General features: G+C 45.2%; 7 protein-coding genes. 3 read left to right on the forward strand and 4 right to left on the reverse strand.

Annotation, left to right across the window (positions count from 1 at the left end; genetic code table 11):
* Positions 1–8: 8 nt before the first annotated feature.
* Together ACYQ0C_RS04245 and lacZ are read left to right on the forward strand one after the other, a co-directional pair.
* On the forward strand, positions 9–2078 hold the full coding sequence (locus tag ACYQ0C_RS04245; RefSeq protein ID WP_016277090.1) for an MGH1-like glycoside hydrolase domain-containing protein: 2070 nt from the start codon (positions 9–11) through the stop codon (positions 2076–2078).
* A gap of 55 nt (positions 2079–2133) precedes the next feature.
* On the forward strand, positions 2134–5364 hold the full coding sequence (lacZ, locus tag ACYQ0C_RS04250; RefSeq protein WP_032941988.1) for a beta-galactosidase, LacZ type: 3231 nt from the start codon (positions 2134–2136) through the stop codon (positions 5362–5364).
* A gap of 187 nt (positions 5365–5551) precedes the next feature.
* Here the strand turns inward: lacZ and ACYQ0C_RS04255 are convergent, their stop codons facing one another.
* The 4 genes from ACYQ0C_RS04255 to ACYQ0C_RS04270 all read right to left on the reverse strand — a co-directional run bounded on the left by ACYQ0C_RS04255 (position 5552) and on the right by ACYQ0C_RS04270 (position 12648).
* A complete protein-coding gene (locus tag ACYQ0C_RS04255) occupies positions 5552–7369 on the reverse strand; it encodes a RagB/SusD family nutrient uptake outer membrane protein (protein WP_016277092.1) in 1818 nt (605 codons plus the stop codon).
* A gap of 12 nt (positions 7370–7381) precedes the next feature.
* Complete coding sequence (locus tag ACYQ0C_RS04260; RefSeq protein WP_016277093.1) at positions 7382–10474, reverse strand: SusC/RagA family TonB-linked outer membrane protein; 3093 nt, start codon at positions 10472–10474, stop codon at positions 7382–7384.
* Between the two features lie 488 nt (positions 10475–10962).
* Complete coding sequence (gene rfbB / locus ACYQ0C_RS04265) at positions 10963–12102, reverse strand: dTDP-glucose 4,6-dehydratase (protein ID WP_016277094.1); 1140 nt, start codon at positions 12100–12102, stop codon at positions 10963–10965.
* Positions 12103–12150: 48 nt separating this feature from the next.
* The gene (locus tag ACYQ0C_RS04270; RefSeq protein WP_016277095.1) at positions 12151–12648 is read right to left on the reverse strand and encodes a metallophosphoesterase family protein; all 498 of its coding nucleotides are present in this window, start codon (positions 12646–12648) and stop codon (positions 12151–12153) included.
* 57 nt (positions 12649–12705) lie between these two features.
* On the opposite strand from ACYQ0C_RS04270, the gene ACYQ0C_RS04275 reads away from it, so the two are divergent.
* Positions 12706–14790 (forward strand): RNA degradosome polyphosphate kinase, encoded by a 2085-nt coding sequence (locus ACYQ0C_RS04275; RefSeq protein WP_016277096.1) that lies wholly within the window; start codon positions 12706–12708, stop codon positions 14788–14790.
* The last annotated feature ends 122 nt before the right edge of the window (positions 14791–14912 follow it).

The raw sequence follows: 14912 nt of genomic DNA on the forward strand, positions 1-14912 counted from the left end.
AACCGCTTATGAAACATTTATTTCCTATATACGGAATGTGTGGCATTCTTTGGCTGGGGGCATGTACCCCAGTCGCTACACAGCCGGAAGAGAGCCTGTTTACCACACAGGAGGATTTCCCTAATTTGCTGAACGTGAAGAATGTGCCCGAACAGGCTGTAGAAGGCGATCTCAATTTGTTTTCCGATCTGGGAGCATGGAGTGGCTATGCGTTGCCGGTAAATCAAAGCAGGGCATTTGCCGGTGCTTTCATCGGGCCTATGACGATGCACGGAAGAGGCTGGATTGCTCAAACGCTGGCGCAGCCTACGCTGATGGTCAATGGCGAAAAGTATGATCTGACCCGCAATACGCAGACGGCTAAGTACTTGCCCGGAAAACTGGTGCAGAACTTTAAGGATGTGCAGTTGGAGTTCACCACTGAATTGTGTTTTGCTACATCGCGTACAGCTTTTGTACGTTCTGTCATTACAAATCTCAGCGAAGAACCTTTGAAAGTGTCGTTGACTTGGGAGGGGGGTGTCTTTGAGGAGAATACCGTTGCCACTAAGCTGGACAAAGGTGTTCGTTTTGATTATCCGTTCTACGGGCGTCGGTGGGGAGCTGACCGCCAGATTATTACACTGCGTAACGAGCCACCGGTAGACGAGGTGGCGGCTACTGTCTTCTTCCGTACTGCCGATGAGGTAATGGCTGTTGGTAATGATAGCTTGCGGGCGGTTGAAAAGCGCGATTATTTGTTGCAGCCCGGCAAAAGCTATACTTCGGAATACAGTCAGACTCTGACCTTGAAAGGGGAAGAAACAGATAAGGAATATACAGCAATCAAGTCCATACGTTTTGATCAGTGTTTTGCCGACAATGAGCAGCGCTGGAATCAGGGACTTCAACGGGTACTTTCCACGGATAGTCCTTATATGAAAGAAAATGCTTACCGGAACATTGCCGTGAAAGCGATGATGACCTTGAACTCTAACTGGCGCACACCGGCCGGTGACATTTTTCACGGATGCAGCTTCCCCTCTTATACGGGATTCATCGGCGGATGTTGGTCGTGGGATGCCTGGCAGATTGCATCGGGCAATGTATTTTACAATCCCGAAGGAGCCAAAAGCGAAATGCTTTCTTTGTTCGACTATCAGGCCGAGAATGGTATGGTTCCCGACTTTATCGGTTACAACAAAGCTCGTAATAACTGGCGCGATTCCAAACCTCCTGTGGCATCGTGGGGGGCCATGAATGTCTATAAAGCTACAGGCGACAAGGCATTCTTGGGCGAGATCTTCGATAAGTTGTATAAGTTTCATCAATGGTGGTATGCCGAGCGTGACCACGATCACAATGGCATTTGCGAATATGGGTCTACTGATGGTACATTGATTGCGGCGGCTTGGGAGAGCGGCATGGACAATGGAGTCCGCTTTGACAATACCAAGATGCTGAAAAATGAAATGGAGAAAGCTTGGTCGATGGATCAGGAGAACATCTGTTTGAATTCCTTCCTTTATGTAGACAAACTGACCCTTTCGGAAATGGCTTCTATTTTGGGAAAACAAGAACTTTCTGAACAGTTGGTCAAGGAGGCTGAGGTAATCAAGCAGTATGTACAGACTAAAATGTACGACAGCGAGAGTGGTTTCTTCTATGACATTCGTCTGGATGACCGTACTCCCGTCAAAGTGATGGGTGCCGAGGGATGGTTGCCCTTGTGGGCAGGTATTGCCACACCGGAACAGGCCGAAAGGGTGAGGAACATCATGATGGATGAGAAACATTTCAACTCTTACTTGCCGTTAGGTACACTGGATGTAAGTCATCCTGCTTTGCGTCCTACCTTCGGCTATTGGCGCGGTCCGGTTTGGTTCAATCAGGTGTATTTCGGTATTACCGGATTGAAACGTTACGGATATGTGGAGGAAGCCGACTTGCTGACCCGCAAGTTCATGGCACATGCCCAAGGACTGATGACCGACGGGCCGATTCATGAAAATTACAATCCGCTGACGGGTGAAGTATTGAATGCACCCAACTTTGGCTGGTCTTCCGCTTTGATTTTGCGGTTGCTGTTGAACCAATGATAGTGGGAGCAAGAATCAGTATGCGGATGCTCCGAATTTATTAAAAGACATATTTATGATGAAAATTCGTTCTATATTGACAGGGGTTGCCGTGTCTTTGTCATTGGCAGGCATGGCACAATCCCAATATGACGGCGCTCCGGTGAACAGGAGCGTCGATGAAACGAGCAAAGACAATGTAGAAGTGCGTAGAAACAAATATCCCCGTTCGGATAACGATTGGGAGAATTTTGATGTGCTTCATATCAATCGTCTGCCTTCGGCGGCTAATTTTATGGGATATCCCACTAAAGAACAGGCATTGCAGGGTGATAAATCACAATCTCCTTATTTCCAATCCTTGAATGGAACATGGAAATTTCATTTTGTGCCTCGTTCGGATGAACGGCCGATGGATTTCTTTCAAAAAGGATATGATGTCTCGGGTTGGGATGATATAAAAGTCCCTTCCAACTGGGAACTTCAAGGGTTTGGTTATCCTTTTTACGTGGGTAGCGGGTATGGTATAAAGAAAAATCCGCCATTGATTGCCGTGGAGAATAGCCCGGTAGGTTCTTATAGACGTACCTTTACGATTCCTGCCCATTGGAACAAACGCCAGATTATTCTTTATTTCGGCGGAGTGGCTTCTGCTTTCTATGTATGGGTGAATGGCGAAAAGGTAGGTTACTCTCAGGACTCTAAAACACCTTCGGAGTTTGATATTACGCCGTATGTAAAACAAGGGAAGAATGAAATAGCTGTACAGGTTTTCAAGTTCAGTGACGGATATTATCTGGAAGATCAGGACTACTGGCGTTTTGCCGGCATACAGCGTGATGTCTATGTGTATGCCCGGCCCGAAACTCATGTGCGCGACTATGAAGTGGTCACCGACCTTGACGGAGAATACAAGAATGCTGACTTTCAACTTTTTGTAGAGTTGGGTAAAGCCGGAGAAGGAAAAATAAAGGGGGCTGAAGTGGAAGTAAGTCTGTTGGATAAAGCAGGTAAAAGTATCTATAGTGAACGTAAGCGTTGGAATGCTGCCGACCGGGAACTTCATTTCAAAAAAGAAGTGGTAGAACCTTTACTGTGGAGTGCGGAGAAACCGAATCTGTATAAATTGTTGCTTACTTTGCGCGTAAATGGCAAACCGGAACAATACATTTCCCAATACGTCGGTTTCCGCAAATCTGAAATCAAACATGCCCAATTGCTGATAAATGGCAAACCAGTCTATATAAAAGGAGTAAACCGACACGAACACGATCCTTATAACGGTCATGTGGTGGATGAGGCGTCCATGCTGCGTGATATTCAATTGATGAAAGAGAATAATATCAACAGTGTACGAACCTCTCATTATCCCAATGATCCCCGCTGGTATGAATTATGTGACATCTATGGTATGTATGTGGTGGATGAGGCCAATATCGAAAGCCATGGCATGGGGTATAAACCCGATCAATGCCTGGCAAACCAGCCCGAATGGGAGAAAGCTTTCATAGACCGCACGGAACGTATGTTCGAGCGTGACAAAAACCATCCTTGCGTCATTATCTGGTCATTGGGTAATGAAACCGGTGAAGGATGTAACTTCGCGGCTACCTATAAATGGGTACATGCCAATGACCGTTCACAGCGTCCCGTGCATTCGGAAGACGGAATAAAGGGGCCTTATACCGATATTTTCTGTCCGATGTATAAAAAGATAGATGTATTGATTAATCACTCTCTTTATCTTCCTACCAAACCGTTGATTCTTTGTGAATATGCCCATGCTATGGGAAACAGTGAAGGAAATCTTCAGGATTATTGGGATGTGATAGAGAAATATCCTTCTTTACAGGGCGGACATATCTGGGACTGGGTGGATCAGGGCTTGTATGCAAAAACACCGGATGGAAAATTCTATTGGGCATACGGAGGCGATCTGGCTCCGAAAGGCACTCCAAGTTCCGCCAATTTCTGTATGAACGGTCTGGTTGCCGCCGACCGCACTTTGAAGCCGCATATCCATGAAGTGAAAAAAGTATATCAAAATATAGCATTCTCTTTATTGGATTATCATGAGGGATGGGTAGAGTTACGTAACAAGTATTTCTTTACAGATTTAAGTGAATTCAATTTTACTTGGAAACTGGAGGGGAATGGTGAGCTTCTGGCTACCGGAACCATTGATGATGTATCCTTGGCTCCTCAGCAGACGGGTAGGTTCAAGACTTCTTTCCCGGCCATACAGGCTAAACCCGGTGTGGAATATTTCTTGAATTTCTATGCCAGTTTGAAAAATGAGGATGGTCTGCTGAAAGCCGGAACAAGACTGGCTGATGCCCAGGTGAGTCTTCCATTCTATCAGCCGTTTGTTGCTGAGGCTCAGTCTTCACCGGTGATAGCGGATGATGCGGCTTCGTTGTTGACACTTACAGCCGGTAACTTGAGCGTAGGTTTTGATAAGGAAACCGGTGCCTTGACTTCTTATAAAGAAGGAAGTATGGAACTGATAAAAGAAGCTTTACGTCCTAATTTCTGGCGTCCTGTGACGGATAATGATATGGGAAATGGCATGAATAAAACCTTGCGTCCGTGGCGTGATGCGGGGCGTCAGGCAAAGCTGTTATCCATGGAACAAAAGGCATTGGGTAAAGAAGCTTATGAGGTTGTTTCTCATTATAAGTTGCCTGTAGGAGAGTCTGATTTTATTGTTACCTATCATTTCTCGGGAAAAGGATATTTGGATGTGAATTGTACTTTCATTCCGGGTAACGACACGTTGCCTTTGCTGCCCCGGATGGGAGTCAGCATTACGCTGAACAAGCAGTTCGACCAGATGGAATGGTTGGGACGCGGTCCTCATGAGAATTATATAGACCGGAATACTTCTTCCTATGTAGGTCTGTATAAGGGAAGCGTGGCCGGTCAGTATTTCCCGTATGACCGTCCGCAGGAAAATGGCAATAAGACCGAAGTCCGCTGGATGAGTTTGACAAATACCGCCGGACAGGGATTGATGGCTGTCGGACAGCCTTATATCAGCACCAGTGCCTATCTGTTTCCTACAGAAGATTTGGATGAGCCGGGCCTGCGTAAATCGCAGCGTCATTTATCCGATATTCAGTTCAAGGATATGGTGACATGGAATATTGATTTAAAACAGATGGGAGTGGGTGGTGATACCAGTTGGGGAGCTTATCCTCACCAGCCTTATTTGATTCCGGCTGAACGTATGTCATTCTCTTTCCGCTTCTGTCCTGCAATGCTGCATGGAGTATCAGGAAACCGGCAATATTTGAATTTTAAGTAATATAGGTTCATTCAAAAAGACAGAGGGCAGGTAATGATTGTTCTTTTAGTTGCTGTAGCCCTTTTGTGAATAATTTAAGGTGGAAAGGGGACGCTCCAGTGATGAAGCATCCCCTATAAAAAAGACAGCTTGGATAGAATTCTGCTATCCAAGCTGTCTTTTTTATAGGAGGAATTTATCTTGTCTGTTAATATCCTGGATTCTGATATTCGTCAGCATTGTCGATCAGTAATAATTCAGCTGTCGGAATGGGGCGCAAATAGTGAATATTCTTATCGAATTTTGTGATTTGCGGGTTTGCTTTTGTGATGCGGCTCTCGAAAGCACGGAATCTTTTCAACGTCATCCAGCGGTTCCATTCGCCTACCATTTCACGCGCATTCTCATCCAGCAAGAAATCCTGAGTGACATCTGTGGCTGTGATATCCATGCTGTGGTCATGTCCCTTGCAGGCACGGTTCCGGAGCGTGTTCAGTCTTTCGGCGGCACTTTGGCTGTTGCCTAATCTCCAGTCGATTTCTGCTGATAGCAGGTAAGTCTCTCCTAGACGATAAACAATACAGTCCGCTGAGGAATAAGGCTTGGAGGCATTCGAACCTGCATATAGACTGGGGCAATCCGCTTTCTTCAGACTCGGGAAGAACTTCAGAGGACTTTTGGGGTCGGCATAATTGTCTTCCAAGTTGAAAATGGCATAGCGGCAAGCGTCTCTTTCGGCCTGTGTATAAGTCTTGCGGGATAAATAGACAGCCGTATCTCCTAAAGTGATATCATAGGCAGAATTACCGACTCTGCCGGTAGAAAGACCGTATCTTTGTGCGTCGGCTTCGTTCCAGGTATATCCGTTCTTGGCACTATTTGTTGCGTTATTCACATAATAAGTGTCTTTGAAGAAAGCTTTATAGCGGCCGTCTTTTTCTCCATATAAATCAAGCATATACTTGCTGGGTTCCATATAGCAGTTGCCTTTTGCCAGTTTGGGAACTTCGTATCCGTTGACATTAGTGGCATAGCTGGGAGTCATGCCCGACAGATAGACGCCTGAGGTATTGTTATTGTATGCTTCGGAGTGTTTCCATACACGGTTGAAATAGTTTCCACGGGGGTTATAAGCTGTAATGGTGGAGTGGCAGACAATAAACAGTGCCTCTTCGTTGTTCTTATTATTGTTTTCATCAAAAACAGCTTCTACATCATCATAGAGCTTGACTCCCAGCGAACCGGCATTCTGAATCAGATAATCAGCTGCCGTCTTTGCTTTTTCCAGATAGGCTTTGCTTTCGCTTTCCGTCAAGGCCGTGGTATTGCCCAGGCCGTCAGTGTAGGTAGAGAAGGTGAGGCAGGCTTTGGCATATAAGTGATAGGCTGCCGCACGTGTTACGTGTCCTTTTACCTCTTGTGTGATAGGGAGGTTTTTCATGGCGAATTCCAGATCTTCCAGAATTACTTTATAGAAATCGTTTACCGGACTACACGGGAGGACAGTAACAGGGCTGTTCATCGGCTCCAATGGCAGGTATTTGCCTCCCCACTGTTCTACAATATTATATAAGGCATGCGCACGGATGAAACGGGCCTCACTGACCAGTTCATTGATTCTTGTCTCACTCAGACCTTCCACTTTGCCGGCATAGTGAACAGCAGCGTTACATGCACTCAATATGCCATAGAAACCCGCGTATCCTTCATTCAGCATACCGTTTGAAGCACCATAATCCTCATAACGGAGCAACTTGCTCCAGTTGCCGTTGGTACCATCGGGGTTCGTGTCCTGCCAGATGTCTGTTCCTCCTTCTGCAACCATTAAATAAGTATCTTCTGCCTGACCGTAAACAATGCGGACCAGGTCAAAATAGCAGTCGTTCACTTTCTTTTCGTACCCTGCCGGGGTAGTCCATTCTTGTTCTGTAGAAATGCCTGAAGGATTGAATTCATCCAGACTGCAGCCGTTGGCAGACATCATCAGGATTACGGCTGATATAGAGAGTAATTTATGTTTTTTCATCAGTATGAGTTTTTAGAATGAGATATTAACGCCAAATACATATTGTTTTGATAACGGTGCATCATCGTCGTCACCTCCTTTTTCAGGGTCATAGTTTTTCAGATAGTCGCACTTGGTAAAGATGAACGGGTTATTTGCGGTGAAATATACACGCATTCTATCAATCTTTAGGGTGTTCAACCATTTCTTGGGAAGTGTATAGCCTAATGAAATATTTTTTACCTTCAAGTAGGAACCATCGAAATAATTAGCCCATTGTTGATATGGATCCTGTCCGTTTGTAATGCTTGCATCCGGACGCGGATAGCGGGCGCCTTGATTTTCAGGAGTCCAGTAGTCGCATACAGTAGGAGAGGGAGTCAGTCCGTCTGTGCGATACCATCCGGTCAGTCCGTAAGGAATCGTCCAGTCCCAACGGGCAATCAACAAGATGCTCAAGTCGAAATTCTTATAATTGAAGTTGTTGAGTAAACTGCCCGACCATTTCGGTGTGGCGCTTCCCAGAACATAATAATCATCCGAGTTCAGCTTGTAATCGGGAGTACCATTCTCGGCAATATGCACCTGTCCGGGTTTCTGGCTGTATTTGGCTGCTTCCTCGGCCTCGGCAGTACCCCATATTCCGGCATATTTGTACCCGTAATAAGTCTTGATCGCCTCACCGGGAATCAGGTAATAGTCTCCGAATTGAAGCGGGCCTTCGCTGGTTGTCTTTATCACTTCTTCCTTGTTGGTAGAGAATGCCAGGGTGGTGCTCCACTGGAATTTAGGTCCGACAAAGTTGCGGCTGGTAATGCTCAATTCCACACCCGTATTGCGCGTTTCGCCTACATTAGACCATATTTTGAATGGAGAGGAGCCGTAACCTCCTGTCGCATAGGGCAGGTTTTTCTCGAACAAGATGTCTTTGGTGTCTGTCCGGTACCAGTCAAATGCCACATTCAGTCTGTCACTGAACAGTCCCAGGTCGAATCCCAGATCTGCCATGTATGATTTTTCCCATCCCAGACTCTTGTTGGCAATGGAACGGGAATAGCCGCTATAAGGGACTCCTACATCCTGGAATCCGATGATACCTGTGCGGCTGTAGTCTAATGTGGCGTATTCTGAAGCACCGGCGTTACCTGTGACACCATAACTGGCACGTAATTTCAAGTTGGAGACAGCTTTTACATTCTGCATGAACGGCTCGTCACTGATGCGCCATGCAAAGGCTCCTGCGGGGAACATGTCCCATTTGTTGCCATCGGCCAATATGGAAGAGCCATCCCAGCGGTTGCTTAACGTCAACAGGTAACGTCCTTTATAGCTATAGTTGATACGGGCCACATAGGACATCTTCTGGCTGCCTACATAAGAAGACGAAACAGTGGGTGTACCGGTTGCCGCACCTAAATTGTGATATAGATAAGAGTCCGTATCAAACTTGTTGGCAGTGGCGGTGGCCTTTTCTTTTTGATCTTTTGACCATTCGGTGACTCCCGTTATGGTGAAATCGTGATCTTCTTTTATTTTAAAATTGTAAGTCAGGATATTCTGCCATTTATAATTATAAGTGAAGGTGTTGGGGATTGTGGCCTGCACCAGTCCGCTTTCCAGTCCCTGATAAGAATTTGTACCGGTATATTTACTCTCTTTTACGTTTCGGAAATATCCGCCTAGCAGACTCTTGAATGAAAGTCCCTTCAACGGGGTCAGCTCTACATACATCTGTGGGGCTATGCTTAATGTCTTTACATTGTTTACATACTGGTCTTTACCCATATCGGCCAGTGGGTTCATATTACCATCTCCCAAAGGATAATCTACCAGATTACCGTTTTCGTCGTAAGGGGTACCTAGTGGCGGCATACATAGAATACGGTTCCATATACGACTGTAACGCTTGTCATTTTCAGAATACATGGCATATAGGTTCAATCCGTATTTAACCATTTCGTTGGCTTTGAAATCTATTTTTGCACGCGCCGAGTAACGTTCCAGTTCGTCTCCTTTCAACAATCCTTCCAGATTATAATATCCTAAAGAGAAATAAGAGGTAACCCGGTCATTGGAATATGAAGTGCTTAGATTATAACTGTTGGTAATACCGGTTTGTGAGGCCAGATCAAAATAGTCCACCCATTGGTTGTTGTCTATGTATTTTTGCATATAGCTGGGGAAAAGGCTTCCATCGTCGGCCGGACTGTTCCACGCGCCTACTGTTTTTTGCGCTTCCCGGCGGAAATTGATATAATCTTCTCCCCGGTTTACTTCCGGAAAACTGGAAATGACATTCCAGCCATAGTAGGCATCCAGGTCGATGGAGAATTTGTCTTTCTTGGGAGTCTTGGTCGTGATGATGATGACACCGTTCGCGCCGGAGGCACCATAAACAGCGGTAGAAGAGGCGTCTTTCAGAACTTCGATAGAAGCAATGTCATTCGGGTTCAATTCATCGTAAGAACCCTCCATGCCGTCAATGATAAACAGCGGACTGTTGTCACCGTTGATAGAACGTGTACCGCGCAGCGTCATGTTCACTCCGGAACCGGCTTCGCCGCTGCTCCGGGTGATATCCAGACCGGCTACCTGCCCTTGAATGGCTTCCAGTACGTTACTGGTAGGCATACGGACAATATCTTCACTTTTCACAGAAGCTACGGCGCCCGTCAGGTCTCTCTTTTTCACCGTACCATATCCTACCACTACCACTTCGTCCAATGTCTGGGTATCAGGCTGCATCTTGATATTCAGTTGTTCATTTTTGCCGATGGTAATTTCCTGAGTCTTATATCCTATATAGGATATTTCGAGAATATTTTTTCCGGCAGGAACTTCCAATGTGTAATTCCCGTCAAAGTCTGTAATAGTCCCTATAGTGCTTGCACCTTTGACTATGACAGATACTCCGATTAAAGGTTCGTTGTTTTCATCAAGAATTTTACCTTTAATGGTACGTCCTTGCAGGATCGATTGAACCGATTCATTTTTTACCATGTCACTTGCTTCTGCATACAAATGGGTGGCCGGTATGCATAGGGCCATTGACAATCCTAAAATGAGGGGAGTGCGCATTAAGCTGCTTTCCCGGTTTTGTTTTGGATTTTTTCTCATGTTTTTCATTTTTGCTTTTTTATTAACTCACTAATTGTTTCTAATGGTTGATTTCTGATATCAAATAATTGAATCAGTTTGGTTTCAATCGTAAACTTATTAGGTTGGATAAATCTTATGTATTCTTTTCTATTTCCTTGTATCTGCCTTTTGGACGTCATTATTTTGCTGGTTTCTTGTGTTTGCTTTTTTGATTCTTTCTGTGTGTCTCTTTATTGCTTATAAATATTAAATTAATTTCTTTATTTTATTTTTAGTAGTTTGTTTGTGTTATATTTGTTTTATCGATGCAAAAGTATATGAAAGAAATCGAAAATAAAAGAAGTATTTACATGTTGTTAAACATATCTTTAGATGATTCTGTTTTATTGTTTCATAATAGTTGAAATATGGTACTGGATATGAGTTATGCATATCAAGATAAAAAAGTCCCCGGACAAGATGAACTGCACTGTTCTTGTCCGGGGACTTTTATAAATATGATAAGATAGTATTGTCTATCGGTTCTTATACATACTTTCGTAATACTTTTGGTAATCGCCGCTTGTTACATTTTCCACCCACTCCTGGTTTTCCAGATACCATTGGATAGTCTTTACAATGCCGATTTCGAATTTTGTTTCGGGATACCACCCCAGTTCATTGGTAATCTTTGTCGGGTCGATGGCATAGCGTTGGTCGTGTCCCAGACGGTCTTTGACGAAGGTGATCAATGATTCGTTAATCCAGTCGATGGAAATCTCACCTTTATCGTTCAATTCTTTTTTCTTCAGCACTTTGCGGTATTCGGGATTCTCCGTCATCATCCGGTGGATGGTGGCGATGGTGAGCTTCACTATCTCTATGTTTTCTTTCTCATTGTGTCCGCCTACATTATATACTTCACCTTCGCGTCCCTTGCGTAGCACCAAGTCGATAGCTTTGCAGTGGTCCTCCACATACAACCAGTCGCGTACATTCTTTCCATCGCCATATACGGGAAGTTTCTTTCCTTCCAGAATATTTTTAATGATCAGCGGAATCAGTTTTTCAGGAAAGTGGTACGGACCATAGTTATTGGAACAACGGGTAATGGTTACCGGCATTTTGTAAGTATCACGATAAGCCATGACAATCATGTCCGCACTTGTTTTGGAAGCGCTGTACGGGCTGTGCGGACACAAAGGGGTGGTTTCGGTAAAGAAGCCTTCCGCTCCCAGACTGCCGTACACTTCGTCTGTAGATACCTGATGGTAGCGTACATCCTTGCGCCAGGTAGGGTAACCGTTCTCGTCTTTTCCTGTAACCCATGCGCGACGGGCCGCATCCAGCAGGTTCTGGGTACCCAGAATGTTGGTCTGCAAGAAGAGTTGAGGGTTTTCAATGCTGCGGTCCACATGGCTTTCGGCGGCAAAATTCACGATGTAGTCAAACTTGTATTCTGCGAATAGCTGGTCTGCCAGGTCACGGTCGCATATATCTCCTTTTACGAAGAAACAGCGTTCATTATCAATGTCTGATGCGATGGTACCCAAGTTACCTGCGTATGTTAAAGCATCCAGCACCACCACTCTGATATCGTCATGTTTGGCCAGGATGTATTTCAAATAATTGGCTCCGATAAATCCGGCAGCTCCTGTAACGAGATAAGTCTTCATATTGTTTTTGATATTAATGCGTGCAAAGTTCGGAAAGATTTTTTAATCTTACAACTTATCAGCCAGTTCTATTACTTCTAAATCTTTAAATTCTCCGTTGTCGATGCAAAAACGTACCAATGTTCTCACTTTATGGAATCCGTAGATACCTGCCGCTCCCGGGTTGATGTGCAGCATATCCAGTGTTTTGTCATACTTGACCTTTAAGATATGCGAGTGTCCGCTGATAAACAGTCTGGGAGGTTTCACCAGCAGGCTGCCGCGGATGGAAGGATCATAGTTGCCCGGATATCCGCCTATATGCTTTATCAACACCTCGGCGCCATCTACGGTGAAGCGGTTGATCTGAGGATAAAGCCGGCGGATATCCTGTCCGTCAATGTTTCCATATACAGCCCGGAAGGGGCGGAAGGCGGACAGTTTCCGGGCGACTTCTACTGAGCCGATGTCTCCGGCGTGCCATATCTCATCACAATTCTCAAAGTATTTCAGGTATTTATCATCCCAAAACGCATGAGTATCCGATAATAATCCAACTCTTGTCATACTTTTTTTGTTTATTACCGGCAAAGGTACTATATTTGGAACAAATCTAAGCATAATATGGAGAGCAAATATCATTATTTCAAGCGTGATATCAGTTGGCTATCTTTCAACTATCGCGTATTGCTGGAGGCGGATGACGACTCCCTGCCGTTGTATGAACGGATTAACTTCATCTCTATATATTCTTCTAATCTGGAGGAATTTTACAAAATCCGTGTGGCGGAACATAAAGCCATTGCTTCCGGCGGCCAGAGTGATGATATGACACAGGAGGAAGCCAGACACCTGATACATCAGATTACCGAGGTGGTGAACAACCAGATGGAAGACCGTATCCGCATTTATGAGCGTAAGATTGTTCCGGCCTTGCGCGATCATCATATTGTTTTTTATCAAAGCAAGCAGGAGGTGGAACCTTTTCATCAGGAATTTATCCGTAATTTCTTTAAGGAGGAAATCTTTCCCTATCTCCAGCCTGTCCCGGTGTGCAAGAACCGGATCAAGACTTTTTTGCGTGACAACCGCTTGTATCTGTCGGTACGCGTGACGCGCAAGGACACGGGGGAAAAGGAATACTATATCATTAAATTGCCTTATAGCAAAGTTCCCCGTTTCATAGAGCTTCCCCGGCAGGGAGAGAACTTTTACCTGATGTATATGGAAGATATCATCAAAGCGAATATCGACCGTATGTTTCCCGGGTATGAGTTGGATTGCAGCTATTGCTGTAAGATTTCTCGAGATGCCGATATTTTTGTGGATGATGCGGCCAGTTCCGAAGTGATGGTGGAACAGTTGCGGAAAAAGGTGAAGAAGCGCAAGATAGGTGCCGTATGCCGTTTTGTCTATGACCGCAAGATGCCTGCTGACTATCTGGAGTTTCTGGTTGATGCGTTCGGCATTAACCGTGACGAGTTGGTTCCGGGTGACAAACACTTGAACTTGGAGGATTTGTCTCACTTGCCCAATCCCCACAAGGAGCTTTATGTCCAGTTGAAGCCCCGTCCTATGAAGTTGAACTGTCTGGATGAGAAAGAGTCCATCTTCCGTTACGTGAATAAAAAGGATTTGATGTTGCATTTCCCTTATCATTCTTTCGGGCATTTCATCCATTTTCTGTACGAGGCGGTTCATGATCCGGCTTGCAGGGAGATTATGATTACCCAGTACCGGGTGGCGGAGAATTCGGAAGTGATCAACACTTTGATTGCCGCTGCCCAGAATGGCAAGAAGGTTACGGTATTTGTGGAACTGAAAGCCCGTTTTGACGAGGAGAACAATCTGGCTACCGCCGAGATGATGAAGCGGGCGGGCATTCATATCATATTCAGCATACCGGGTCTGAAGGTGCATGCCAAGGTGGCGCTTGTACTACGTTATAACAAGGAGGGAAAGCAAACCCGCAGCTATGCCTATATCAGTACGGGAAACTTCAATGAGAAGACTGCCCGGATATATGCTGATTCAGGCCTGTTTACTTCCAATGAGGTGATTGTGAATGACCTGCATACCTTGTTCCGGGTATTGCGGAAGGAAGTGACCGAACCCCGGTTCAAGCGTCTGCTGGTAGCCCGTTTCAATCTGTTGCCTGAACTGAGAAGGCGCATCGGGTATGAGATAAATATGGCAAAGGCCGGAAAGGAGGCACGGATTGTTTTGAAAATGAACGCATTGCAAGATCCTGCCATGATAGACGAATTATATAAGGCTAGTGAGGCGGGAGTGAAAATAGACTTGATCGTGCGTGGCATCTGCTGCCTGATTCCCAACCAGCCTTATAGTAGGAATATACGCATCACCCGCATTGTGGACAGTTTTCTGGAGCATGCCCGGGTGTGGTACTTCCACAATGGAGGAAAGCCTCTTTTGTTCATGGGGTCGCCAGACTGGATGCGGCGCAACCTGTACCGGCGTATAGAGGCTGTCACTCCTGTGCTGGACGAGGACTTGAAACAACAACTGATAGATATGCTGGCCATTCAGCTGAAAGATAACAGGAAAGCCGGATGGGTGGATGAACATCTGAACAATGTGCCGAAAAGGGATCCGGAGGAAGGGCCGGTACGTGCGCAGTATGCTTTTTATGAGTATTTGGAGGAGAAGAATAAAGAAGGATATGTCAAAACTCCCAAGCAGCCATAAAATGTTGCAGATGCTACATGAGTAGAAAAAGAATAATTTTCTCTCGTTTTGTGTGAATGATTAAATATCTATAAATAGGTTGTTCTTTCTTTGTGAAATCGCAACTTATACGTTACATTTGC

The organism is Phocaeicola sartorii JCM 17136 = DSM 21941 (assembly GCF_054653615.1).